Annotated in this window: 14 protein-coding genes; 13 read left to right on the top strand and 1 reads right to left on the bottom strand. The window is 51.3% G+C overall.

Annotation, left to right across the window (positions count from 1 at the left end; all coding sequences use genetic code 11):
* Nucleotides 1-502 precede the first annotated feature (502 nt).
* The 12 genes from PHH49_02955 (at nt 503) to PHH49_02900 (ending at nt 16,987) form a co-directional block, all read left to right on the top strand.
* On the top strand, nt 503-2,989 hold the full coding sequence (locus PHH49_02955; GenBank protein MDD5487909.1) for a PEP/pyruvate-binding domain-containing protein: 2,487 nt from the start codon (nt 503-505) through the stop codon (nt 2,987-2,989).
* 159 nt (nt 2,990-3,148) lie between these two features.
* Nucleotides 3,149-3,808 carry a TetR/AcrR family transcriptional regulator gene (locus PHH49_02950; protein MDD5487908.1) on the top strand — a complete coding sequence of 220 codons (660 nt, stop codon included), beginning with the start codon at nt 3,149-3,151 and terminating at the stop codon, nt 3,806-3,808.
* A complete protein-coding gene (locus tag PHH49_02945; GenBank protein ID MDD5487907.1) occupies nt 3,805-5,142 on the top strand; it encodes a TolC family protein in 1,338 nt (445 codons plus the stop codon). Before PHH49_02950 ends, PHH49_02945 begins: the two co-directional genes overlap by 4 nt.
* 1 nt (nt 5,143) lies before the next feature.
* Nucleotides 5,144-5,809, top strand: coding sequence for a hypothetical protein (locus PHH49_02940; GenBank protein ID MDD5487906.1), 666 nt, complete (start codon nt 5,144-5,146; stop codon nt 5,807-5,809).
* 7 nt (nt 5,810-5,816) lie between these two features.
* Nucleotides 5,817-8,879 (top strand): efflux RND transporter permease subunit, encoded by a 3,063-nt coding sequence (locus tag PHH49_02935; protein MDD5487905.1) that lies wholly within the window; start codon nt 5,817-5,819, stop codon nt 8,877-8,879.
* Complete coding sequence (locus PHH49_02930; protein ID MDD5487904.1) at nt 8,869-9,333, top strand: STAS domain-containing protein; 465 nt, start codon at nt 8,869-8,871, stop codon at nt 9,331-9,333. Before PHH49_02935 ends, PHH49_02930 begins: the two co-directional genes overlap by 11 nt.
* 11 nt (nt 9,334-9,344) lie before the next feature.
* On the top strand, nt 9,345-9,776 hold the full coding sequence (locus PHH49_02925) for a MarR family transcriptional regulator (protein ID MDD5487903.1): 432 nt from the start codon (nt 9,345-9,347) through the stop codon (nt 9,774-9,776).
* Between the two features lie 320 nt (nt 9,777-10,096).
* Nucleotides 10,097-11,257 (top strand): nitronate monooxygenase family protein, encoded by a 1,161-nt coding sequence (locus PHH49_02920; protein MDD5487902.1) that lies wholly within the window; start codon nt 10,097-10,099, stop codon nt 11,255-11,257.
* Nucleotides 11,233-11,475, top strand: coding sequence for an acyl carrier protein (gene acpP / locus PHH49_02915; GenBank protein ID MDD5487901.1), 243 nt, complete (start codon nt 11,233-11,235; stop codon nt 11,473-11,475). Before PHH49_02920 ends, acpP begins: the two co-directional genes overlap by 25 nt.
* 9 nt (nt 11,476-11,484) lie before the next feature.
* Nucleotides 11,485-11,751, top strand: coding sequence for an RNA-binding protein (locus PHH49_02910; GenBank protein ID MDD5487900.1), 267 nt, complete (start codon nt 11,485-11,487; stop codon nt 11,749-11,751).
* A gap of 71 nt (nt 11,752-11,822) precedes the next feature.
* The gene (locus tag PHH49_02905; protein ID MDD5487899.1) at nt 11,823-13,037 is read left to right on the top strand and encodes a DEAD/DEAH box helicase; all 1,215 of its coding nucleotides are present in this window, start codon (nt 11,823-11,825) and stop codon (nt 13,035-13,037) included.
* A gap of 191 nt (nt 13,038-13,228) precedes the next feature.
* Nucleotides 13,229-16,987: a hypothetical protein gene (locus tag PHH49_02900; protein ID MDD5487898.1), complete on the top strand. Its 3,759-nt coding sequence runs from the start codon at nt 13,229-13,231 to the stop codon at nt 16,985-16,987.
* A gap of 16 nt (nt 16,988-17,003) precedes the next feature.
* Here the strand turns inward: PHH49_02900 and uvsE are convergent, their stop codons facing one another.
* Nucleotides 17,004-17,888, bottom strand: a complete 885-nt coding sequence (gene uvsE / locus PHH49_02895; GenBank protein MDD5487897.1) for a UV DNA damage repair endonuclease UvsE — start codon at nt 17,886-17,888, stop codon at nt 17,004-17,006.
* Between the two features lie 226 nt (nt 17,889-18,114).
* On the opposite strand from uvsE, the gene PHH49_02890 reads away from it, so the two are divergent.
* Nucleotides 18,115-26,877, top strand: coding sequence for a glucoamylase family protein (locus PHH49_02890; GenBank protein ID MDD5487896.1), 8,763 nt, complete (start codon nt 18,115-18,117; stop codon nt 26,875-26,877).
* The last annotated feature ends 85 nt before the right edge of the window (nt 26,878-26,962 follow it).

Below are 26,962 nucleotides of genomic sequence, written 5' to 3'. Positions count from 1 at the left end.
TATCCCTGACGCTTCGGACATGCTGTCCCTTACGGGACAGAACTTGCGCACGGGATATTTCCACGCCATATGCGCACCAGGTTTCATGGGAAAATGGTAAGGCAGCTTAGCTTGTGATGTTTATCCGGACATACAATGCCCTTTCGGGCGTAGCCCACTATGCTGGGTGTTATAGAAGCGTAGTGCTGGTTGACCGATAGACGGGAAGAGATGTCCCGGGTCGTATGGCGGGGTGAAATGATCAGTTGGCATGAAAATATCCCTGACGCTTCGGACATGCTGTCCCTTACGGGACAGAACTTGCGCACGGGATATTTCCACGCCATATGCGCACCAGGTTTCATGGGAAAATGGTAAGGCAGCTTAGCTTGTGATGTTTATCCGGACATAAGGAAGGTGTAGTATCAGCATAAGTACGGGATTAAAAGGACTGGATAAAATAGTATCCGATCTGCGGCTTGGTGACAACGTCGTATGGCAGATAGATGACATACGGGAGTACATGGATTTTGTCGGACCTTTCGTCAGGCAGGCCATGGCCGACGGCAAGAACGTCATATATATGAGGTTCTCCTCGCATGCCCCACTGGTGGAGCGCGGGGCTAACGTCAAGATCTGTGAATTGAACGCGGGAGAAGGTTTTGAGTCGTTCTCTACACAGGTCAACAGTATAATCAGCAGGGAAGGAAAAGGTGCCTATTACGTGTTCGATTGCCTGTCTGATCTTTTGCCGGCATGGGCGACAGATATCATGATAGGGAATTTTTTCATGGTCACTTGCCCGTATCTTTATGAACTGGATACCATAGCGTATTTTTCCATCCTCCGTAACAACCATTCTTTCAAGACCATAGCCCGGATAAGGGAGACTACCCAGCTTCTTTTGGATGTATATCGGTGTGAAGGTAATTATTATGTGCATCCGTTAAAGGTATGGGACAGGTATTTCCCGACGATGTTCCTGCCACATCTCAAGGAAGGCGAGACCTTCGAGCCCATTACCGATAGCGCGCACGCGGCGGCGGTATTATCGTACATAAAACTCAAGGGTACAGAAAGCGCCAAAAGATACCTTGACCACTGGGATAGGTTATTCCTCCGGGCTGAGGAGCTGGCCGCGACGGATCCCCATGGGGAGGAAGCTGAAAAAATGGTCCGGAAGCTGTGCCGGATAATGATAGGAAGGGACGACAAGATATTCTCGTTGTCTGTCCGCAAATTCAGCCTTCGGGAGCTAATAGAGATCAAATCCAGGTTAATAGGTACCGGTTATATAGGCGGTAAGACGACCGGGATGCTCCTGGCCAGGAAGATGCTGGAGGGTAACAGGTCGCTTGGCTGGGACGACTTCGCGGAACCGCATGACTCGTTCTATATTGGGTCGGATGTGTTTTATTCGTATATAGTGCAGAACGGCTGGTGGAAGTTGCGTATGGAGCAGAAGACCGGGGAAGGGTATTTTTCCGCGGCACAGGTCCTGCGGGAGAAAATGCTACATGGGAAATTTTACGAAGAGGTTAACGAACAATTCCAGCAAATAATCGAATATTTCGGGACATCACCCATAATTGTCCGTTCAAGTAGTTTACTTGAAGACGGGTTCGGTAACGCTTTTGCCGGGAAGTATGAGAGTGTATTCTGCCCGAACCAGGGCTCGCCGGAGGAACGGTATGCCCGGTTCGTTGAAGCCATAAGGACGGTTTACGCCAGTACTATGAGTGAAGACGCCCTGGCATACAGGCGTCAGCGTGGATTGGCGGGGATGGACGAACAGATGGCGCTTCTTGTGCAAAGGGTATCGGGTTCACATCATGGTGGTTATTTCTTCCCGGATATCGGAGGTGTAGGTATATCATATAATGCCTATGTGTGGAATGAGAAGATGCGGCCCGAAGCGGGCATGCTCCGCCTGGTCCTCGGTCTTGGTACGAGGGCGGTTAACCGTGTCGAGGGCGATTATCCCAGGATAGTGGCACTGGACGAGCCTCTTTTAAAGCCGCACGCGGATATGTCGGATGTGAGGAGGTTCTCCCAGCATAACGTGGACGTTATAAACATAAGAAATAACATCTGCGAAACAGTGCCGTTCAGGTCTTTGCCGACGGAAGAACTCGGTCCGGCATTGGACCACATAGCCATAAATGATGAAGAAGCCGTTTATCCTGCCGACGAGAACGGCGGGAACCCGAAGAGTATGCAGGTGATCACGTTTGACAGGCTGTTGTCGCGGGGGAAATTCCTTCGTTTGATAAAAGGCGTCATGAAAACCTTAAGGCAGAATTACGATTATCCTATAGAGATAGAGTTCACGGTCAACTTCATGGGTAAGAACGATCTCAAGATAAATCTCCTGCAATGCAGGCCTCTCCAGGCCAGGGGTGTGGGCGAGAAGGTGAAGATGCCTGTGAGGATAATGAAGAAGAACATGCTTTTCAGGTCGGAACGATGTTTTCTCGGAGGTAATGTAAGCCGGGACATAAGCCGTGTGATATATGTGGATCCCCATAGATACATCGGATTGAACCTGGCGGACAAATACAACATCGCGCGGGCCTTGGGCGAACTTAACCATGGGATAGAGGATCGGGATAAGATGCCAACTCTTTTGTTGGGGCCCGGGAGATGGGGGACTTCTACTCCTTCCCTTGGGGTGCCGGTAAAGTTCGCGGAAATAAACAACATTGCGGTCATAGGTGAAATAGCTTTTTCCGAAGGGAACCTTATGCCGGAGCTGTCTTTCGGGACACATTTTTTCCAGGATCTCGTGGAAACGGATATTTTTTATGTGGCGCTTTTCCCCGAAAAGAAAAATACAGTGTTCAATACCGCGTGGTTCGCGCGCAGGAAAAACCTGTTCAAGAAGCTCATGACCGACCCGGAATTCAACAGGTATGGGGATGTTATAAAAGTTTACGATGTCAGATCCTCCGGGCTCAGGATCATGTCGGATATAGTCGCCCAGCAGGTAGTGTGTTTCAGCGGCGTATGATGTTGGCAGTGCGCCCACCGGGCCAACAATCCAGCTAATATCTTATCAATAAACAACTTACAGCTAAGTGCCCCATTGTCGTGAAAAAATATTGACAACTATAAAAATATAGTGTACACTAAAATTACTCTAAGCTTTATTTTTCAAGGAGGAAGCGTAATGTTGGCATTCGAAGAAGGCCTATCCTTAAGGGAAAGGAAACAGGCAAAAACAAAAGTGCTCCTGGCGCAGGAGTTCCTGAACAGCCTTAAGGATACTAAGTATGAGGATGTTCCCATAAGGAGTATTTGCGAAAGGGCGGAAGTTTCCGAGGGAACGTTCTACAACTATTTCCCCCAAAAGGCGGATATATTCAACTATATACTTACCTTATACGACGCGAAGAGCATCATGGAAGCGGATGAAGTGGTCTCAAGAAAAGATCCGATCAAATGGATAGAGAAGTTCTTCGGTAACATCGTGGGTATAATGCTCAGTCTCGGGAACATGACCAACGAGATCTTTGCTGTTATCTTAAAGGAACGATTCAAGCCCCAGAAGATCAGCATTCCGCACCTGGAGTTCCTGTATATGTTCCCCGAAATGGAGGGGAAGGGGGCAATGCGGGATATCTCACATGAGGATTGCCTGGAGGAGATAGCCAATGAGGCTATCTTGAAAGGGTTGATCAAGGATACTTTCACGAAAAGGGACATGGTGACATACCTGAAGTCGATACTGGGGGGATTGCCTTTTATGCGGATAGTATATAAGGACGAAGAGATAGCGAACATTGTCAGCAAACAGTTGTTAATATTCTGGAACGGGGTGCGGAAATGAGGGCCATAAAAGTTCTTTTCATGACAATACTCATCTGTCGGATATGCGCGACAGCCTATGGGCAGGACGGGCTGGATACCACGGATAGCGGGGCCATTGTTATCGATATAGCCATGGCCGTAGATATGGCTATCAAGACAAGTGAACTGGTAGAACAATCGGGGAACAACGTGAAAAAGGCCGGTGAGATCCTGAAAGAAACTAATGCGGCCTGGAAGCCCCATGTTGACGGGGCGTTCACTTGGACAAATAATGCCAGGTACCCTGTGAATGCCAGGTATGAAAGAGGGGCCGTAGGCGATTACAAAGTGGATACGGGGCTTGAAGCCAGCCAGGTATTGTGGACCTTCGGGAAAATAAGTAACGCGATAGCCGCGGCTAAAGAAGGCGTGGACGTGAATAAATATCTGGAGGAAGCCAACAGGCTGGACGCGGAATACAGCGGGAAGATGGCGTTCTATAACCTGCTGTTAGCCGACAATATCTACAGGATCATATGCGGATCGTACGCTAACGCGGTGGAGAATAAGAGGATATTGGAAGAAAGGTCCTCAGCCGGCAGGGTGTCCAGGAAGGACAACATAGACATAGAAGCCGATATCGCTTCGAGGTCCACGCTTGTTAATGACGCGAAAAGTGACAAGAAAGTGGCGGAGAACACTTTGAAAAGGGTATTAGGCATAGAGGACGCCGGGAGTGTAGAGCTGAAAATAGACCCGGGGATGGGTTTTTCCGAGATAAACAAAGAAGAAATGGTCGATAAGCTGTTGCGGGTGGAACCGTCGATAAAAGCGCTGGATAGCAAGGCGCGGTCGTTCGAGGACCTTGTCCGGGCGTCCAAGGCGGAGTACTATCCGACGATAGCGGCTTTCGGGAGCTGGACTTACGCGGGGCAGAGTGACAGTGCTAAAAAGGCGTATATAGGGAATAAGGACCAGATGGACCAGTTCGGTATCATGGGGGTGAAAGTAGATGTCCCGATATGGGAAGGCGGGGCCAGGCAGGCCAGGCTCAACCAGGCGAGGCTGGACAAGGAGAACGCCGACCTGGATCTCAAAAAGGCCAGGAAGGACCTGGTGCTGGCGCTAGGTAACGCTATCAGTGAGTACAATGAATATATAAAGACGCTGGAAGCCAATAACAAGGCGGTCGATCTGGCGGAAAGAACGTTCAGTCTTTTCCAGGAGCTGTTCTCGTCCGGGCAGGTGTCACTCCTGGAGCTTAACGACGCCGAACTTATGCTTACGAACGAGAAATTGAAACGGGAAGCCACGATATATGGTATAAAGGCCACGAAAGCCGAGATAGACAGATTAACCAGTGTAAGGATATAAGATGAAGAACAAAAAAAGAATGTTCGTATATTTGGCCGTTTTTTGCGTGCTTATCGCCCTGGTAATAAGGCAGAGGGGCATGGTGACCTATGAAAGGACAAAGGACATAGTGACCATAACGTCTTTGTGGGAGAAGGAAGGGAAGCCGGTAAGGACCCGGAAAGCGGTGAGATGCCCGATCGTCAAGGACCAGAAATTAACTTTGGTGAGGGAAGATGACGGTCTTTTTTACGGATATGTAACATCCGAGGTCAGGGAGAAGGTCAAGGTGGGACAGGATGTGTACATGTTCAATAACGGCCATGAGAAGTATGGAACGGTCAACGAGGTTGGTGAAGACAGGGACATGAACGCCGGATTATACAAGATCCGGGTAGACATGAGCAAGGCGCTTGGCGGAGAGGACAAGATAGTCGCGTATATCGAGAACAGGTCTGATGATGAATGCTTTGCCGTCTCTAACAACGTTATCGATATAGACGAGGGCGGGGAGTACCTGTGGAAAATGGTCGATGGTAAGGCGGTTCGCGAAGAGGTGGAGGTAGGGGAAAGATACGGGAACATGGCGGTGGTCGCTAAAGGTATAAACGAAGGTGACCTGGTCATAGTGGAGGGACATAAACAACTGGCCCAGTTCGACAAGGTCAGGGATATAGACGAACAGTGAGGGGAAAATGATAGAATTTTTTGTTAAACGTCCGGTCACGACGATAATGTTCGTCCTGTTCTTTGTCATTCTTGGCCTCGTTTCTTATCTGGAGATACCGATAGAGGCGGACCCCAAGATAGACTTTCCGATCATTACGATAAAGGTCGAGTATCCCGGGGCGACGCCCTTGGAGGTGGAAACCCAGGTCATCAATGAGATAGAGGACGCTGTATCCGAGATATCATCGATAGAGAAGATCCAGAGCGATTCTTATGAGAACTTCGGATATGTGTATGTGCAGTTCTTCCTCGGGACGGACGTGAACATCAAATCCATAGAGGTCAAGGATAAGGTCGAGGGTATCCTCAACGATCTTCCTGATTCCATTGAAAAGCCCATAATAGAGAAATACGACCCGCTTATGGAGCCGGTAATGGACCTTGTGCTCATAAGTGATAAGTATAACAGCCGTGACCTGTATGAATACGCCGACAAAGTCCTGAAGGCAAAGATATCTTCCATGGAAGGTGTGGCAAAAGTTGATATTTATGGAGGTAAGGAAAGACAGATAAATATCGTGGCTGACCCGGCCCTGATGAGGCAGAATTATATCACTATATATGACATCGTAGAAAAGGTAAAAGCCACCAATAGCAACGTCCCGAGCGGGCTTCTGGAAGAGAAGAACACATCTACCAGTGTGCGTTTTGTGGGCGAGTTCGAGGATGTCGATGCCATACGGGATATGATGATAACATCCCGGGACGGAGTAAGTCTGAAGATCGGGAACGTAGCCGATGTTGAGGACGGGTTCAAGAAGGTCGATACTTACGCGAGGTTCAACGGCAAGGATGTCGTCGGCCTGTCCGTGAAAAAGGTATCGGACGGGAACGCGGTGCAGATATCCAGGGATATCAGGAAGAAGTTTCCGGAATTCAACAAGTCGCTGCCGGATGGAATGTCCCTTGAGATCGCCAATGATACGACGGACGTTATAATCGAGGAGACGAATGACACGATCAACAATATCTTCATAGGTATCCTGCTGACCGTTATAATCCTCTTTATCTTTACGGGCAGGGCCAAAATAACGTTCATAGCGGCTGTTGTTATCCCGACATCACTTATATCCACCATGATGCTGGTGTCCGGCTCCGGGTTCACCATTAATTCCATGACGCTCCTGGCGATAGCGACTTGTCTGGGGACGTTGATCGCTAACGCTATAGTTATCGTGGAGAACGTGCTTAAGCACCTAGAAAAAGGCGACGATCCCAGGCAGGCTGCCGTATCGGGGACGAAAGAAGTGGCCGTAGCGGTCCTTGCCGCTACCGGTACGAATCTTGTCGTTTTCACGCCTATCGCGATGATGGGCGGGATAGTCGGGGAGTTCATGCGCTCATTCGGGCTCACGGTAGTTTATGCCACCATATTCTCGCTGATAAACTCCTTTACTTTGACGCCTATGCTGTGCGGACTTCTTATGAGGAAAGAACCCGGGCTGGGCGCCTCGACCGGTAAGGGTTTCTTCCGGCCTGTTATGTGGGTGGTGAAAGGGGTCGATGCGGTTGTCGAGGCCATGAAAAGGGCTTATAAAGAGATCTTCGACGCTACGATGAAATATCCGGGGAGGACGATCCTGAGCATGTTCATACTTTTCTGGGCGCTCAGGTTCATAATGCCGTTCATAGATAATGAGTTCATGCCGACATACGACCAGGACGAGGTGAATATCTCCGTTGTAATGCCGCAGGGCTCCACCGTGGACAAGACCCTTGGAGTGGCTGAGATCATAGAGAGAAGGGTCGAACAGATACCTGAAATGGAAAGTTATCTTACCAATATAGGCGAGAACGGGGTCGAGAACTGTAACGTCAAGATATCCCTGGTACCTTTGTCTGAAAGGAAAAGAAGCGACAATGACATAATAAACGAGTTGTTGCCTTTCATGGCGGATATACCAGATGCCGAAATAGACGTTACCCGCAGCGCCAGGTGGGATGCCGATGTGTCTATAAACGTGTTCGGTGATGATTATGACAAATTGATAACTTATTCGGAAAGGATGAAGGATATTCTGTTGGGAACGGGGTATTTCAGGGCGATCGTTTCGTCATATAAAAATCCGAAAAAAGAAATAAAGTTCATTCCTGACCAGAAAAAACTGACCACTTATGGAGTATCGAACTCCCAGGTAGGATATATGTTGAGGGCGGCTATTTATGGTGACGACTCTAACACATATAAGGAAAAAGGCGAGGAGTATAAGATAAACGTCGAACTTGACGAAGACTACGCCGAGACGCTCCAGGATATCAGCCAGATAGACGTGATAACCAAAAAAGGCATGATACCGATCACGGAACTCGGCGATATCGTTTATGATAAAGCGGTACCTCAGATAAAACACCGGGACAGGGAACGGGTAATAAGGCTGGACGGTACTCTTGGCAAGGGCGCCCTGGGGCTGGTAAGGGAAGTAGCCGACGTGGAGTTCGCCAAGCTGGGCCTGCCTGAGGGGTATGGATATAAGTTCGTCGAGATGGCGGAACACCAGGACGAGAGCGGTCAGGAGATCGGAAAAGCCTTTCTCCTGGCGGTAATATTGACGTTCATGCTTTTGTGCGCGATATTGGATTCGATGACGAGGCCCATATCGATAATCGTGTCCATAGCGACGTCGTTCATCGGGGTTTTCCTGATGTTCTTCTTTTTCGGTATATCGATCAATATCGCGTCGATGCTCGCGATAATAATGCTGGTCGGTCTGGTCGTCAACAATTCCATATTGCTCCTGGATTTTACTATCCTTAAGATAGAAGAAGGCGTGGAGCTTAAGGAAGCGTTGTGGTTCGGGGCCAGCGAGAAGTTCAAGGCGATACTCATGACGTCCATCGCGATCATCCTGGGTGTTGTTCCCCAGCTTTATATGATATCACCGCTCAAATATTCCATGGCCGGGGTCATTATCGGCGGCATGACGGCGTCGATAATATTCACGTTCCTGTACACGCCGGTGATCTTTTATTCTACGGAAAAGGCCGTTAAATTCATCTCGAAGAGGAGAAAGAAGACGAATGTCGGATAAGGATAAGCTGGCGGATATGATCAGGGGCAAGGTGGAAGAAATACTGGAAGTAGGCCTGATCCGGCTTAACGTGGCCATAAGGGGAGGGCACATAAGGGAAAGTGACCTTATCTGCATAAAAGAGATAAAAGAAATGGATGAGTACATCATTGTCAGGCTTAAGGGGGCGCTGGACGCGTCGACCATTCCCGGGGCAAGGGAACAGAAAAAGAGCCAGGGCGAGAGGTTCGATAAGCATATCATAATTGATTTCATGGATGTCGGTCGCGTCGATTGCGCTACCCTGGCGGTGCTGGTCAACCTTTTCGCGGAATTAAAGTCGAATAATAAAAAACTGATCATCATAAACGCGACAAAAGAGTTCCTGGTCTACCGGGATATCCTGGGGCTCAGGCCGGTCATAAGTATTTTTCCGAATGAGATGGAGGCGATCGAGTCTTTAGCCCGTGTTTGAGGGGTTTTACCATGAAAAAACAAAGCATAACATACTTTTTGAGGGAGATCGCCAAGAAAGTGTACGTGAACGCGAGCAGACACCTTAAAAGTTATGGGCTGACTTTTTCCCAATACCAGGTCTTGATGCTCCTGCAGCACTGTGATACGCTGTCGATGTCAGAGATAAGGGATGAACTCCTGATAACACACGCGGGCGTGACAAGCTTGATGAACAAGCTGGTAAAAAAAGAGATGGTCGAAAGGGGCTATTCCCCGGAGGACAGGCGCAAGGTCATGGTCACCATTACCGAACGGGGAAAGGGAACGTTGGACAAGCTTTTTACCGGACATAAAGAGTTCTCGGAGAAATTGTCCGAGAGCCTGGGAAAAGATAAAGTTGAAGACATGAAAAGATCGTTGCGGTTACTTTTGGACTTTTTGGACGGACAGATGAAAGAATGAGGTGATCCCTTTCCAATTCGTGTGTCCTGACTCCCCCAGACAGGTTTTGCGGCGCACCATGCATAAAAAACGACTTGATCCCAGCCCCACGGCCCTTACAAAGATATTTGCCGGTTTATGTTGTGACGGGGTGGCCTTTGTGGTATAATCGACCTTAATTGGAGGCGATCGGCCTCTTTTCGCGTTTGAATCTTTTGGATATATCCTCATAGACGCTCCCGAGGATGCTCATGTTTTCACACCTTTCTTATTCGATTAGAAGCCACTCAGCAGATTAATCGCAATTTACAGTAGCGCGGAGGCGCTACAAGAGGGAAATAATGAAAAACAGGCTTGCTCCGCTCGTTATCGGAGATCTTTGTATTGATGTGCCTATTATACAGGGAGGCATGGGTGTAAGGGTATCCGCTTCATATTTAGCGGCCGCGGTCGCGAATTGTGGCGCGGGTGGTACCATCGCGAGCGTGGGGTTACCGCCGGACACCGAAGAGAACAGGGCCGATGTGCCCAAGTCATCGCGTGAACACCTGAAAATGGAAATAAGGAAAGCCCGGGACCTGTCTGATGGCGTAATAGGCGTGAATATCATGGTGGCCCTCAGCAACTATGAGGATATGGTAAGGACGGCGGCGCAAGAAGGGGTTGATTATATCATTTCGGGGGCGGGACTCCCGATAAGTATGCCTGAATTCGCGGGGGAGTCTTCCGCGAAATTAATACCCCTTATCGCTTCGGCAAGAGGCGCGGAGCTCCTGATCAAGACGTGGAAACGGCGTTACGATCGTTTGCCAGACGCTTTCGTGGTTGAAGGCCCGATGTCGGGCGGGCATATAGCCGGATACAGCCTTGAGGAACTGGAAAACCTTAAGGGGGAGCTAAAGGAGAAACCTTTGCTGGAGGACGCGCTGGAAGATATCCTGGCCGTGACCGACAAGTACGAGAAAAAATACGGGAAGAACATACCCGTAATAGCCGCGGGCGGCATCTTTGACGGAAAGGATATCGCCAGGGTCCTGAAGATGGGGGCCAAGGGCGTACAAATGGGGACAAGGTTCGTGGCTACGCATGAATGCACGGCCGCGGATGAGTTCAAGGAACTTTATATCAACGCGGAAGAGGAAGACCTCGTTTTCATACAGAGCCCGGTGGGTATGCCGGCGAAGGCGATCAAGACGAGGTTCCTTGATGAGGTATTGCGCGGGGAGAGAAAAACGTTCAATTGTAATTATAGATGTCTTAGGACGTGCGATCCCGCGACCGTCCAGTTCTGTATAGCCAAGGCGTTAATAGACGCGGTTGAAGGCGATATCGATAACGCCGTAGTGCTCGCCGGTACCAACGTTTCTCGGATCAAGGAAATAGTGTCCGTAAAAGAACTGATAGACGAGGTGGTCTCCGGGGCCGTGGAAGAACTCGAGAGAAATGGTTTTATGACGAACGAACATTCGGGGGACACATGTCAGATACGGCAAAAAAAATAAAGGGTATCATTGCCCGACAGCTGGAGATAAAGGAGGAAAAGGTAACGGAGAACGCGAGGATAACCGATGACCTGGGGGCGGATTCGCTTGATATCATCGAGGCTTTGTCGATATTGGAGGAAGAGTTCGATATCCGTATACCGGGCAAGGAGGGGGATGACTTAAAGACCGTAGGGGAACTGATATCTTATATAGACGAGAAATTGAAGCAAAAATAAGGAGGAGAGATGCAAGGAAGTAAATTGTTCGTAGGTAACCTGAGTTACAGCGTGGATAATATCCAGCTGCAGGACCTGTTCGCCCAGTACGGCACGGTAAAATCCGTGAATATCATACCGAACAAGGGATTCGGGTTCGTCGAAATGTCAAGCCCGGCCGAGGCGGAAGCCGCCGCGGAAGCGCTCAATCTCAGTTCGATGGATGGACGAAATATAAATGTTAATGAAGCAAAGCCTCAGAAGGAAAAACCGAGGCGGACCTTCGGGAGATACTAGAAAAGAACATACCGCGGACGGGAGTGTTCCCGGCCGCGGTATGGAACAAAAAGGTAAGGTGTAAAGATATTATGACGAAAGAACTGATAACAAATGCCTCATTTGACGGTATGGGCATTGCTCCAAAAATATTGGAAGAACTGGACCGTCTGAAGTTCACAAAACCGACCCCTATCCAGCACAAGGCGATACCCGTGGCGATAGAGGGAGCGGATATAATCGGTGTCGCCCAGACGGGTACGGGGAAGACACTGGCTTTCGCTATACCGGTCATACAGCGGTTGTCCTGCGAGAAAGGCCGGTGCCTGGTGCTTGTGCCCACAAGGGAACTGGCCATCCAGGTGGATGAGACGTTCCGGAAGATCGCGTCGCCATTCGGGATAAAGACCGCGGTGATCATAGGCGGAGTGTCGATGCATTCCCAGTTGAGCGCGTTGAAGAAGAACCCGCGGGTCATCATTGCCACGCCCGGCAGGCTTATCGACCATATGAACCAGGCAACGCTTCGGGTGAACGATGTCAGCATATTAATACTGGACGAGGCCGATAGGATGTTGGATATGGGGTTCAAGCCGGATATAGAACGTATTCTCAGGTTTGTCCCGCAAAAAAGGCAGACCATGCTTTTTTCGGCGACGATACCCGGGGAAATAGTGTCGATAGGTACGGCCCACATGAAACTCCCGGTGCACATAGAGATAGCGACATCGGGAACAACGGCGGAAAAGATCATCCAGGAGCTCTTCATAGTGAAGAAAGAGGACAAGAAGAAGATCCTGGCTAAATTGCTCGATCAATATCGCGGCTCGGTGCTGCTTTTCGCGCGCACTAAAAGGGGCGCGGCCAAGATCAAGCGACAGATAAAGGAAATGGGGCATAAAGCGGCGGAGATACATTCGGACCGCACGCTTGCCCAGAGAAAAGAAGCGCTGGAAGGTTTTAAATCCGGCAGATACCGCGTACTTGTGGCGACCGATATCGCGGCAAGAGGCATAGATGTGATCGGTATCGAAACGGTAATAAATTATGATCTTCCGGACGATTCGGAAAATTACGTTCATAGAATAGGGCGCACCGGTCGAGCCGGACACGAAGGGCGGGCCATATCTTTCGCCACGCCTGACCAGGGTAACGATATACGAAGCATTGAGAGGCTTATAAACGCGCAACTCCCGGTCTCGAAACACCCAGAGGTCCCCAGCGAGAGCTTCGAGACCAAGGTCGTTTTCCAGAGTAAAGGGTTCTCGAGAAAGGGGAAGAGGCGCGGTTTGTTGCGTAGAAGATAACGCAAGTGTAGAGTGTTGTTCTTACGACTGTATCTTCCGTGGAAAAAGAGGGGGCAGCTTAAAGCTGCCCCCTCTTTTATTTAGGAAACAAAAAGCCAGCAAAGCCCGATTGACTTTACTCGAATAAAATATTATAACATTTTAATATTATAAAAAGTTTACATATTTTCCCACTTTTATAAGGAGAGTCAATGAGGAAGATCATATCGCTCCTAACCCTATCTTGTTTTCTTGTAAGTAATATCTCTTATTCCGAAGTAGCCAACACGACCGCTCATTACAGAACATACATCGACCTGGCCCCGTCACTTGTGTTCAATGCGATCGGCGAGGACGATGCCGGACGACGATATCTGGCTTTGGCCGAGATGGGACTCCAGCGAGATCTGGAAGAACTGGACCGGGTAGAGGACATAGATGACGTTACCGATCTTGAGGTCCTGCGTAAAGCTGTGGAAAAAAGAGAACGCCTTGCCCGGAACAAGATAACGTTCCGGGAGCATGAGGACAAAGAGATCAAGGTGACGACGTGTTTTAACGAGGTCGAAAGCATAGAGCAGATCGCGCCGCATATATTCTCGATACCCGTTTATGTGGAAGAAGCGGGTACGCGTAAAGACTTCAGGTTGCTTTTTTCGACAAGAAGGGACCGGAATAAGGGTTTTCCAACCATATTATGTGCCCAGCCGGAATTGGACGGGGTGAGGGAAAGAATAAGAAGCCTGGATGTCATGCCGGGCAGGCCGGGCTCCGACCGTGAAGCTATAGTGGAACTGATGCGGACTAACGACAGGGCGGTCAGGGTGTTTTCCGGGGTGGATGGTATGATCGAGCATATCGGACAGGTAGATACAAGGTCCGGCGAGGATTTTCTTGTCCTGCACGAGAAGTTCCAGCGCATGACCCAAGGGATAAGAGAAGGCACGCTTGACCTGAGCATGGCTGAAATAAGGATGCTGATGACGACACTGGCCTTTTCCACTGAGAACTGGACAAAAGCTTTCGCGGGTGAACTGCTCTACTGGCAGATGATAGATGCAGGAAGGGTGGAAGAGGGTCGTGGGATAGCCGGGCACATCGGGGTAGAAGAAGCGGCCGCGTGGAGCACTCTGGAAGAACGGGCACGGAACTTTGAAGGATGGATAGGTGAGTTCACGGAGCTTTTGCCTGAAGGCTCGAAGATGGATGTTAAGACCTTGAAGACATACGTAAGGGGGACTACCGCGTTCCTGCCTTTTATATATGAGCACGAGATACCCGTGGTAATAGCGTTCGACGGGGCCGTACTTATGGATTATCCCGGGACAAAGCCGCTAAGGTTGTATTTTACGGCACAGGGGGAGATCACCGATAAGAAGATAGTCGACGGCATGCTTTATGAAGGCGTACGTCTCGCGGAGGCCATGTCGTCCAAGAACCCGTTATGGCAGGTATACCTCGACGGAAGAAAAGGTATCCACGCCGCCGAAAGAACCTCGTTCAGGTCCGTAAGTACGGTTTACGGTAACGCTGAGCTTTTCGACAAGGGACTTGTTATGGCCAAGGGCGGGGACAGGCTCGATCAGAAGCGCCGGGTGAGTCCGGATACTACTTATGAAGGGGAGAATAACGACGAAGATAAGGTTTTCGCGGATTTTACGCGCGCCATGGTGGTCGCCAGGCTGATGGGGTATGTGTTCCTGTCCGGACCGGACAGGATGAGGAGGGTGGACCACAAAATGGGCGTGATATTGGACACGGCGGATGAGATCGCGAGGTCCTGGAACGAGGGTACCACGGAAAACGAGTTCAAGCTTGACCCGTTCAGGGCTACCACCAGCGCCAGTGAGGAAAAGGGCAGTTTCAGCCATATGAAATGGTATGTTACGAGTTTGGGGGTGGTCAACGGTCTTCTGACGGTAATACGTAACAAGAAGTTGATGCAAAGCGGTTTGATAAAAAGGAAATTCGACCCCAGTAAAAGAATAGCCGTGACCATACAGGGAATGGGCGATGTGGGAAGCGGTATTATCGCTTCTTTTGACAGGAACAGGGTAGCCAGGGCTTACCAGGATAAAGTGGTCTACAGGGGGATCAACAACGTTAATTGCGCGGTATACAGCGAAAAAGGCATTTCTAAGGAACAACTGAGGGCTTTACGTGACGCTGTCGAGACGGCCGAAGACCCCGACAGGATAAATATATTCGATCTTGTTGATATAAAAAATATGGATAAGGTATGGCTGGCGCCTTCGGCCCTTTTGACCTATATCGACAAGGCGTTCACGGCCGGGATGCCGGAAGACGTCGCATTGGTCAAAACCGAACTCGAGGGTATGCTGAGGTCCCGCAGTATCGACCTGCCGCGGGAGGAGCACGTATTAAATGTCCTCAGGGTGAATGGCGTCATACCATCCAACGTTATAGGGATGGACGTTAACAGGGTGCTGTATGAAGATACGGATGTTATCATACCGGCAGCGGTCGCGAACGTTTTTACCGATGTGGAACAGATAAAGGCCTTGAAGTGCAGTATCATAGTCGAGGGGGCGAATAACTCGGTAAGTCTTGGTCTGGAAAGCGCTCTCAGGGATGCCGGGATAGCTTATTTCCGGGGAGAGTTGCAGAACGGCGGCGGGATACTTACGTCCAAGGAGGAAGGGTTCCATGACAAGGTCGACGGGTTGGAGTATGTGCTGGCGAACAATGAACATTTCAGGAAACATATTCAGGGACAGATAACCCGGAGCGCGCGTGTTCTTAACCATATTGTACTGATGATGCTCGAGGATTCAGGGTACACGGCCGACATCTCGGAACTCGTGTATAAGATAGCGGATGACCTCAGGAAGGAAAAGGAAAGGCTGCTCATCGCGGAGGATATCGAGGTGGTCGAGGCGGCAAAGAACCTGATGGCAAGAAGCGCCAACTCGATAAGTTACAGGGTAGCCTTGCTGGAAGCCGCTTCGGAAAAAGCGTTCGCCAACGTGATATATAAACGATATCTGGTGAACATATACGCGCGTCGCGATATGGATGTTGTGCGGGATATCATAATGAACGAGGAGTTGAGGGGCGATGGCGATCTTTTTTCGAACTCAGAAGACCGGCGCCTTGTGGCGATATTCGCGGCGGGCAGGCTGCGCATGAGAGAAGCGATAGCTCCACTCCTGACCATACTCATGGATGAGGGGGAGTCAGTATCGGTGAGGGACGCGGCGGCTGAGTCCCTCAGCTACATATTCGACTATGTGGCCAATGTGCCCGGTATTGAGGAAGATCCCGCAGTGCGAGGTTTGAGAAAGATAATGGAAAGGCCACAAAGGAACGAGGGAGATGGTGATATCGCCGGATGCGCAAGGTGGGCTCTTGAGAAAATGGGGCTTATCGGCAATCCTTCCAGGGTCAACGGCCATAACGGCCGGAACGCGGGAATGGCAGAAAGGCTTTCTGTGCCGTTTGAGGCGGTCCCATCGGAGTACGGATCCAACGGTATTACCCACGCCGGCCTTATGGCCGCGCTGGGAGAGAACGGCCTGCTCGGGCCGGAAGCCATAAGGTCAGGCAAGGAGGCCGGACTGATCTTTTCAGAGAAGATAACCTTTGATAACGGACTGGGTATACTCCTTCCGAAACTGGCGAAAGCCGGCATTAAAATAGGTGTCGTAGCCGTGACGCCGGACCAGCGGCGCATGATAGAAGAACTTAATAAGGATATCAGGGGGTACGATCGCAAGATCATTATTTCCGAAGATCCCGCGGCCATACAGGCCAGTATGGCGCGGCAGTGCTACTATTACAGGGTAGAAGGTGAAGATGCCCTGGCGTTCCAGGGTATGATAGTGGTGGAGATGGCCATAGAGAACATAAAGATACTGGTAGATTCCCTGGCAAAGGCCTGCGGGCTGTTGAACGACGACATGATACGCCAGCTTAATGAGGCCAGAAGACTCTTTGCCATAGCGGCGTAACATCGAAAGATGGACCTTATGCCGGTAGGGAAGAAAGCTCTTTTACCGCTTTTAACGCGCTTTTTTCCTTATCTTTTATCTCGAGCATTATGTCGGCTTTTATGCCGGAAATGACGTTCAGGAAGGCGCGGAATCGCCGGATATCAATACTTTCCGCGTGTGAACCGAGGCGTTTCTTTTTTTCCTGTTGGGAATAATCTATCATAAGGCATCCGTCCTTTTTGCCCCATGTATTTCGCGCTTTCAGTACGGCTTCACGCATTTCTTCGCCGTTATTAAGGCATTCATGATGGAAAGAATCGAAGAGGACCGGGATGCCGGTCCTCTTGCTTATTCGCAGGCAATCCCCAAGCGAGTATAACCTGTCATCGTTCTCTACGACGAGCCGTTCTTTGAGGCCGGCGCTCAGTTCTTTGTAGCTCGCGACGAACCTTTCAATGGCCGCGTCCTTGTCGCCATAGACCCCGCCCGCGTGTATCTGTACCTTCGCGTCCGGACCCAGCCCCATAGTATCGAGCACCTTCGCGTGATAGTCGAGCTCGGCTATGCTACGTTCCACTATGTCCGGAGAAGTAGAATTTATAAGCACGAACTGGTCGGGATGCATAGAGATGCGTATACCGTGTTCCTTGATGAACGACCCAATGCCGCGAAGGTCCTTTTCAAAATGCCCCGCCCAGTCGAAACGGCATAGGGGGTGGGAAGCGAACGGCACCAGGTCGGAACTTATCCTGAAAAAGAGAAGTCCGTTATCGACATTGAACCTGAGTATGTTCCCGAGGCATGCCAGGTTCTTTGATATGGTATCGATAAGGCGCGATCTGCTGTATGACGCCAGGCGAAAAGTATGGTTAGCGGTACAGCCTATACGCCTGTTTATGCAGGGATAACCTATTCTCATGATATGCTATTTTACCACAAAACGCGTATATATGGCCAAGAGGACAGCTTTTGGAGCGATGGTAACGCTGAAAAGGGGAGGACCGGGCCGCCGCCTGCTATTTTTGTTTTACATAATCAATATAATGTAATAGTATAGTAGAGGAATAATACTTAGCACATAAATAATAACGAGGTACAGATGAGGGCCTGGCTTGGATAAGATAAGGAAATATATATTTAAGACCATGATAAGCCTTCGCCGTAAGGCCAGGATACTGCTGACCGCTAACCTGGTCAAGCGGGCCGGGGAAGAAGAACCCCTCCGTTCGGAACTCTGCAGCCTGGAACAACTTCAATACCACGCCAAAGCGTTGGCCAGGAACAGGGGCAAAGAAGTTAAGGTCATGCGGGGCAAAGTAAAGCTGCACGAACGTCTCGCGGAGAACGAAAAGGTCCTTATCAGGACACACAAGCTCTTGATGGAGGCCGTTTACGGTGACAGGAGCATATCGCCGGCGGGAGAATGGCTTCTAGATAATTTCTACCTGATACGTGAACAGATAAGGACCATACATCAGCATTTCCCAAAGACCTACAGCCGGGAACTTCCGCGTCTTATCAAGGGACCGTTCGCCGGGTATCCCCGGGTATATGAAATAGCGTATAACCTCATATCGCATGGTGACGGACGTGTGGATGAGGAAAGCCTTTCCGTTTTCGTCGCGTCATACCAGAATGTCATATCGCTCAAGCTTGGTGAACTGTGGGCCGTACCTATCATGATACGGCTCGCGCTTGTAGAGAACCTCAGGCGTGTGGCGCTTCGCGTGGAAGCGCGCCGTAGGGAACGGGATATAGCTACTTCCTGGGCAGAGAAGATGATAGTGGTGGCTGAAAAGGAGCCCAACGCGCTTATTCTCGAGATGGCCGATATGGCGCGATCGGACCCGCCGTTCACGCCCGCTTTCGTGGCCGAGTTCACGCGTCGTCTCCAAGGACAGAGCTCCGCGCTGGCGTTGCCTATATCATGGCTTGAGCAGCGGCTCATGGAACAGGGGAAACGTATAGAACGCCTTGTACATCTTGATAGCCAACAGCAGGCCGCGGACCAGGTGTCCATATCGAACACCATAAACAGTCTCAGGACGCTCGGGGCCATAGACTGGCGTGATTTCGTGACCGCGCTGAGTGTGGTGGAACGTACGCTCTCGGCTGACCCGAACGGGTTTTATGCTTCCATGGATTTCGCCACACGTGACCGCTATCGTCATGTTGTAGAGAACCTCGCCAGGAGGACCGGGCTTTCGGAAGAAGAAGTGGCGCGGCGGGCGGTAACGCTTGCTCGTGAGAAGGCCTCTGAGACAGGGAGTGATGACAGGGCCGCGCATGTAGGGTATTTCCTTATAGACAAAGGGCTGCCTTTTATGCAGAGGGCGGTGAGGCTGCGTTTGAGGTTAGGGGAACTTGTATCAAAGCTTGGCAGGAAGTTCCCGCTCTTTTTCTACCTGTGTACCATAGCCTTGTTCATCGCTGCCGCGGTCATAACGGGATTGAGCTTCGGATATATACATGGTTTAGGCGTGCGAAGCATGTGGTTACTGGGAGCGGTCCTTGTGCTCTGTTCGAGCCGGTTCGCGATATCCATAACGAACTGGCTTATGACCTTGATGGTGGCGCCGAGAGTCCTGGCACGTATGGATTTTACCAGGGGTATACCCGCTTCGGCCCGTACGCTTACTGTTGTTCCCACGATGCTGCGCAGTAAACAAGGCATAGATCACCTGATCGAGGATCTCGAGGTGCGGTACCTGGCTAACAGGGATGATAACCTGTTCTTCGGTCTCCTGACGGATTTCCCGGACGCGCCGTCCCAGGACATGCCCGGGGACGGAGAGCTCCTCGAGTACATCACTATGGGAATAATGGAACTTAACAGCAGCCATTCCACCGGTGGCGTCGACAGGTTCTTTTTGTTCCACCGGCCCAGGACTTGGAACCCCCGGCAGAACGTCTGGATGTCCTATGAGAGGAAGAGGGGGAAGCTTTCCGAACTTAATTTACTTCTCAGGGGCAAGAGGCCCGCGAACGAAGGCATGCTGGTAGTGGGAGATATCTCTCCCCTGCAGGACGTTAAATATGTTATAACTCTCGACACGGATACACATATGCCGCTGGAGGCGGCACGGGAACTTGTAGCTACAATAGCGCATCCGCTCAACAGGCCGGTCTATGACGAGAAACGGGGTATAGTTTCCGAGGGATACGGGATATTACAGCCCAGGGTGGGAGTGAGCATGGCCGGAGCCCGCCGCTCGTGGTTCGCCCGGCTTTTCAGCGGGGACCCCGGTATAGATCCCTATACCCAGGCCGTATCGGACGTCTACCAGGATGTTTTCGGCGAGGGGTCTTTTATCGGCAAGGGCCTGTATGACGTGGATATGTTCACAAGAACGATGGATGGACGGTTCCCCGATGATCTCATACTTAGCCACGATCTCCTGGAGGGGTGTTACGCGAGGTCGGGACTTGTGAGTGATATACAGTTCTTTGAAGAATATCCTTCCAGTTACATCGTGGACGCGAATAGAAAACACCGGTGGGTACGCGGGGACTGGCAGATAATCTACTGGCTTTTGCCCATGGCGCCTTGTATGGGCGGAAGCTGGATAAGGAACCCCATATCACTCCTTTCAAAATGGAAAATATTCGATAACCTCTGGCGTTCGCTGGTCCCCGTCGCCATGACGCTGCTTCTTTTTATAGGATGGGTCATCCAGGATAACGCCGTGTTCTGGACCATGTTCGTTTTCGCTATGATACTTGTGCCGCAGCTGGCAGTGTCGGCCGTGGAACTTTTTAAAAAACCGCCGAAAGCCCCTCTGGGAGCTCATTTAAAAAGCCAGGTACACAGTGCCGTAAAAAGGCTCGTGCAGGCGGTATTCATGATCACCACTTTGCCTTTTGAGGCGTTCCTGAACGTGGACGCTATCGCGCGCGCCCTTATACGCATGTTCGTGACTCGCCGAAAAACACTGGAATGGGTGACCTCTAGCGACATGAAGCGGCTCGCGCATACAAGGTTCGCCGGGTTTTACGCTTCGATGTGGACCGGGCCGGTCCTCGCGGTGGTGGCCGCGACCTGTCTCGTCCACCTGAGACCCGCTATACTTGTGGTGGCCGCGCCCCTATTGGTGTTATGGATGATATCTCCGGCGATAGCCTGGTGGTTAAGTCAGATAAGGCCGCCGCGCAAGATAAAGCTGAGACCGTCACAGGACGCTTTCCTGCGGGAAGCGGCGCGCAGGACCTGGCGGTATTTTGAACAGTTCGTCAACGCCGAGAGCAATTGGCTGCCGGCGGATAACCATCAGGAAGAGCCGCTCAAGATCACGGCGCGCAGGACTTCCCCGACCAATATGGGCATGGCCCTTCTTTCAAACCTATCCGCGTATGACTTCCGGTATATTTCTTGCGCGGGTTTCCTTGAGAGGACCGAGAACACTCTGGAGACAATGAAAAAACTCGAGCGTTTCAGGGGCAATTTTTACAACTGGTATGATACGCAGACGCTGAGGACATTGCAGCCTTTGTATATATCATCGGTCGACAGCGGGAACCTTGCCGGCGCGTTACTTGTCCTTAAACAGGGCCTTTTGGGGCTCCAGACGGCGGAGGCTGTCCCGGACGGGATATTGAAGGGCGTCGAAAATACGGCTTTCGTGCTCGCGTCCGAGATGAAGGCCGTGGAGGGCCTTCCCGTGGAACTCGGCGACAAGCTTAGGGGCATAAAAGAAACCTGCTCCGCGCCAGCTGATACGTTCAAGGATATAAGGAGCGCGTTGGAGGATATCGGAAAGTTGGCCTCCGAAATATCCGAAGCGACGTGGGCGGATAAGAGCGGCGAGGTGAAATGGTGGGCCGGCGCGCTTGAAAGACAATGTTTTGACTGGATAAGGGAAATAGATGGTCTGATGCCATGGCTTAAGCTGGAAGTGCCTGTGGAGATATATGCCGGGGGGGTATATGATGAGAACGAGCTTGTGCGGAACATTCGCAGTGAGATGGAGAAATTAGATGGGATGCGGAGCCTGACGGACCTGGCAAGAATAGATGTTAAGGGCATAAGACAGGTCGTGGAACGCGCTAATATAGGGACCGGTAAGAAAAAAGAGATCATATGTGAGTGGATCGACGGATTTTTGTCCGCCGTGGAGGAAGGTGCCACTCGTGCCAGTGAAAGGATAACGGAACTCGAAAGGCTTTCGCTTGAATGTGGTGAACTGGCCGACATGGAGTTCGAGTTCCTTTATGATGGCGCCTATAAGCTCTTATCCGTGGGGTACAATGTTACGGAACGCCGCCGTGACCCGAGTTGTTATGACCTTCTCGCGTCCGAGGCGCGTCTGGCGAGTTTTGTGGGTATCGCGCTTGGACGTATCCCCCAGGAACACTGGTTCACGCTGGGAAGGCTTTTCACCACTATACGCGGGATAGGACCGGTACTGCTTTCCTGGAGCGGGTCCATGTTCGAATACCTGATGCCGCTTCTTTTTATGCCCACATACGCGGATACCATATTGGATCACACCTACAGGACGGTGGTCAATAAACAGATCCGGTACACTTCACGTAAGGGCGTGCCGTGGGGGATATCCGAATCCGGATATAACGCTACGGACGCGCACATGAGCTACCAGTACAGGGCCTTCGGTGTGCCTGACCTGGGATTCAAAAGAGGGCTCGGGGATGATCTCGTAATAGCGCCTTACGCGTCCATGCTGGCTCTTATGGTCAAGCCCGACAGCGCGTGCTCAAACCTGATGCGGCTCCGGAACGAAGGTGTAATGGGTAAATACGGTTTTTATGAAGCGGTGGATTATACTACGTCACGACTGCCGCATGGGTATCAAGGTCCCATGATAGTTAGATCCTTCATGGCGCATCATCAGGGGATGAGCTTTCTTTCAATGGCGTACGTTCTCCTCGATAAGAGGATGCAGAGAAGGTTCCTTTCGGACCCGGCATTCCAGGCAGCGGAAGTGCTTTTGCATGAACGCGTGCCGAAAGCTACGCCGTTCCACCTGCACTTTAACGAACCCATGGGCATGTTATTAAGGGAACAGATCAGCCAGGAGGCTGTTTTCAGGACATTCAATACGCCGCATACCCCTGTGCCCGAGGTCCATCTTCTTTCCAACGGGAATTATAACGTCATGATAACGAATTCTGGCAGTGGATATTCCAGGTGGAACGGACTTGCGGTGACCCGTTGGCAGCCGGACGTAACGAGGGACGCCGCGGGGTCTTTCTGCTACATGAAGGACTCGTATACAGGAGAAGTATGGTCTGTAGGATATCAACCGGCGTTGAAGATGCCGGAGCACTACGAAGCGATATTCTCCCGAGGTAAAGCTGAATTCCGGCGCAGGGACGGGGATATAGAAACGCATATGCAGATGGCGGTATCGCCGGAAGACGATATAGAGATACGCAGGATGAACATAGTCAATAATTCTAAGGAGAAAAAAGTCATAGAACTGACGAGTTATTCTGAGGTCGTTATGGCCTATCCCGAGGCTGACGCCGCGCATCCCGCTTTCAGCAAGCTATTCGTGAGTACAGAGATAATAAGGGAAAAACAGGCCATACTATGTTCACGCAGGAAACGTTCCGCGCCGGATCCCGAGCCATATCTATTCCATCTTGCCGCGGTGCATGGCCCGCAGAAAGGCAACGCTTCGTATGAGACCGACCGGGCAAAATTCGTGGGAAGAGGCGGCAGCCTGTATGATGCCGAGGCAATGAGGACTTCTAACGACCTGTCGGGCACGGAAGGCCCGGTACTTGACCCGATAACATCAATACGCTGCCGGGTCGTGATCGATCCCGAAGAGACGGTCGTGGTCGACTTTGTCACCGGCATGGCGGATACCAGGGAAAAAGCCCTTGAGTTCGTGGATAAATACAGGGATAGGCATCTTGCGGGACGCGTGTTCGACCTGGCGTGGACACACGCGCAGGTAGTTCTGCAGCAGGCTAACGCCGACGAGACCGACGCCCAACTTTTCGGACGGTTGGCGAATTCTGTCGTATACCCAAGTTACCTGAGGCGTGCCGGGGCAAGTGTGATAATGAAGAACAGGCGTGAACAGTCCGGGCTGTGGGGATACAGTATATCCGGTGACCTGCCGATCGTTCTTGTAAGGATATCGGACCCGGCGAACATAGATCTTGTCCGCCAGATGCTGAAAGCACATATATACTGGCGTATGAAGGGACTTGAGGTCGATCTTGTCATATGGAACGAAGACCATTCAAGTTATCGTCAGGACCTGCAGAACAAGATAATGGGCATGGTGACCGCGGGAATGGAAGCGCATTTCCTGGACAGGCCCGGAGGTGTTTTCATAAGACAGTCGGAGCAGATATCAGAAGTGGATAAGATACTGTTCCAGACGCTGGCACGCATAATAATATCCGACACGATGGGAACCCTGGCGGAACAGATCGACAGGAGGAGCCGTTCCGACCTCAAGGTGCCGAGGCTCATCCCGACCAGGAAGCGCCCCGCAAAACGGGAAGGGGAAGAGTTCTCCCCGTTCGTAGAGCTGGTGTTCTTCAACGGTCTTGGAGGTTTCACCCCTGACGGGCGGGAATATGTCATATTCCTCAAGCCCGGCATGGTCACGCCGGCACCGTGGGCGAACGTTATAGCGAACCCGTTCTTCGGGACCGTGGTGTCGGAAAGAGGGGGAGCGTATACCTGGTTCGATAATTCCAGCCAATACAGGCTTACGCCATGGTACAACGACCCGGTAAGCGACATTAGCGGCGAAGCTATGTATATAAGGGATGAAGAGGCCGGGAATTTCTGGTCCCCGTCGCCGGGGCCGGCGCGCGGCCAGACCGGATACGCCGTGCGGCATGGATGCGGATACACGGTGTTCTCCCATAGGGAAGATGGTATTGAGACGGAGCTGTGGGTGTATGTGGCCATTGACGCCGCCGTTAAATATTCCTTTCTCAAAATAAAGAACGTATCGGGGCGGGAAAAGAAACTGTCGCTGACTTCCTATGTCGAACCAGTGCTCGGAGAGGCAAGGGATAAGACACAGATGCATGTCGTGACCGAGATAGATCCGAAAACAGGCGCGCTTTTCATGAGGAACTACTACAACGCGGATTTCGGGCAATACACGACGTTCCTGGATGTCAGTGAATCCGTAAAGACCACGACCGGGGACAGGGCTGAATTCATAGGCAGGAACGGTGACTACAGGTCCCCCGCGGCTATGCACAGGACGAAGCTTTCCAACAGGCTGGGGGCAGGGTTCGATCCGTGCGGCGCGATACAGACAAAGCTGGAACTTGCCGACGGACAGGAAAAAGAAGTGGCATTCATATTAGGCGCGGGCAGGAACGCGGACGAGGCGCGTGACCTGGTGAAAAGATATAAAGGAACGGCGTCCGCCCGTGAGAACCTGAACAATGTATGGAATTATTGGAACCATATGCTGGGAGCGGTATATGTAAATACTCCCGAAGCTTCGATGAACGTTATGACGAATAGCTGGCTATTGTACCAGACGGTAGCATGCCGCATGTGGGCAAGATCGGGGTACTATCAGTCGGGAGGGGCTTTCGGGTTCAGGGACCAGTTGCAGGACGCTATGGCGCTTGTTCATTCCGCTCCTTATATGCTGAGGGAGCAGATCGTAAGGGCGTCGGGGAGACAGTTCAGGGAAGGTGACGTCCAGCACTGGTGGCACGAACCTTATGGCGCCGGCGTTAGGACGCATTTCTCCGATGATCTTTTATGGTTACCCCTGGCGGTAGCCAGGTACGTAAAGGCGACCGGGGATACCGGCGTGCTCGAGGAAAGAACGAGTTTCCTTGAGGGAAGGCCTCTTGATCCGGATACGGACGCGTACTACGACAGGCCGGCCAGGACCGAGGAGAAGGCTACGGTATATGAGCATTGTGTCCGCGCGCTGAGTAGGGCTTTCAGGTATGGGGAACACGGCCTGCCGCTTATGGGCGCCGGTGACTGGAACGACGGAATGAATCTCGTAGGCGCGGAAGGAAAAGGGGAAAGTGTCTGGTTGGCGTTCTTCCTTTTCTATGTGGTGAAGGAGTTCGGTGCTATAGCGCGTATGCGCGGGGATATCCACTTTGAGGAGAAATGCCGGCATGAATCGGATCGGATCGCGAAAAGCATAGACGAGAAGGCCTGGGACGGGAAATGGTATCTGCGCGCTTTCTTTGATGACGGTAAAACGCTCGGTTCGCATAAGAACGAGGAATGCAGTATAGATTCGATAGCCCAGAGCTGGTCGGTGATATCCGCGGCCGGGGACAAAAAACTGGCGGAAACAGCCATGGACCAGGTGTATAGAAAACTTGTCCACAAAGATGCCGGGCTTATACAGCTTCTAGCCCCTCCATTCGATACTTCAGATATGGACCCGGGGTATATAAAAGGATATTTGCCCGGGATAAGGGAGAATGGAGGCCAATACACGCACGCGGCGGTATGGGTCGTGATAGCGTTCATCCTGTTGGGAGACCGAAAGAAGGCCTGGGAACTTTTCCAGATGATAAATCCGGTGAATCACGGATCTGACGCGAAAAAGATGTCTGTCTACAAGGTTGAGCCGTATGTAGTCGCCGCGGATGTCTACGCGTCGAGCCCCCATGCGGGAAGAGGCGGATGGACATGGTACACCGGTTCCGCGGGATGGATGTACCGCCTCGTGGTCGAACATATCCTGGGGATAACGCTTGAGGACTGTACGCTCGCGTTTAAACCGTGTGTTCCCGATGAATGGGCGGGATATACGGTGCATTACAGGTTCAGGGAGACCGTCTACCATATACATTTCAAGAGGGTAGGACCGGGTGGCGCTGTGAGCGGCCTTACCGTGGACGGTGACGCGTCGGGGGACGCGCGTGTACATCTTATAGATGACCACCGCGAGCATGAGGTGAAGGTCGATATAGGGAAATGATACCTGGTGGTTGGGATCACACTATCATGTTCCCAGCCATGGAAAAAGGTATTATAATAAAACCGCCGGGATACCAGGTCTGGCG

It is taken from the genome of Candidatus Omnitrophota bacterium, assembly GCA_028715965.1.
Taxonomy (GTDB): Bacteria; Omnitrophota; Gorgyraeia; order Tantalellales; family Tantalellaceae; genus JAQUQS01.
The sequence above is the reverse complement of the archived record's forward strand: the minus strand, read 5'-3'. Positions and strand labels throughout refer to the sequence as shown.

Coding starts and splice junctions, on each gene's coding strand:
- PHH49_02955 (MDD5487909.1), top strand. CDS start 503: ATGGATTTTGTCGGACCTTTCGTCAGGCAGGCCATGGCCGACGGCAAG.
- PHH49_02950 (MDD5487908.1), top strand. CDS start 3,149: ATGTTGGCATTCGAAGAAGGCCTATCCTTAAGGGAAAGGAAACAGGCA.
- PHH49_02945 (MDD5487907.1), top strand. CDS start 3,805: ATGAGGGCCATAAAAGTTCTTTTCATGACAATACTCATCTGTCGGATA.
- PHH49_02940 (MDD5487906.1), top strand. CDS start 5,144: ATGAAGAACAAAAAAAGAATGTTCGTATATTTGGCCGTTTTTTGCGTG.
- PHH49_02935 (MDD5487905.1), top strand. CDS start 5,817: ATGATAGAATTTTTTGTTAAACGTCCGGTCACGACGATAATGTTCGTC.
- PHH49_02930 (MDD5487904.1), top strand. CDS start 8,869: ATGTCGGATAAGGATAAGCTGGCGGATATGATCAGGGGCAAGGTGGAA.
- PHH49_02925 (MDD5487903.1), top strand. CDS start 9,345: ATGAAAAAACAAAGCATAACATACTTTTTGAGGGAGATCGCCAAGAAA.
- PHH49_02920 (MDD5487902.1), top strand. CDS start 10,097: ATGAAAAACAGGCTTGCTCCGCTCGTTATCGGAGATCTTTGTATTGAT.
- acpP (MDD5487901.1), top strand. CDS start 11,233: ATGTCAGATACGGCAAAAAAAATAAAGGGTATCATTGCCCGACAGCTG.
- PHH49_02910 (MDD5487900.1), top strand. CDS start 11,485: ATGCAAGGAAGTAAATTGTTCGTAGGTAACCTGAGTTACAGCGTGGAT.
- PHH49_02905 (MDD5487899.1), top strand. CDS start 11,823: ATGACGAAAGAACTGATAACAAATGCCTCATTTGACGGTATGGGCATT.
- PHH49_02900 (MDD5487898.1), top strand. CDS start 13,229: ATGAGGAAGATCATATCGCTCCTAACCCTATCTTGTTTTCTTGTAAGT.
- uvsE (MDD5487897.1), bottom strand. CDS start 17,888: ATGAGAATAGGTTATCCCTGCATAAACAGGCGTATAGGCTGTACCGCT.
- PHH49_02890 (MDD5487896.1), top strand. CDS start 18,115: ATGATAAGCCTTCGCCGTAAGGCCAGGATACTGCTGACCGCTAACCTG.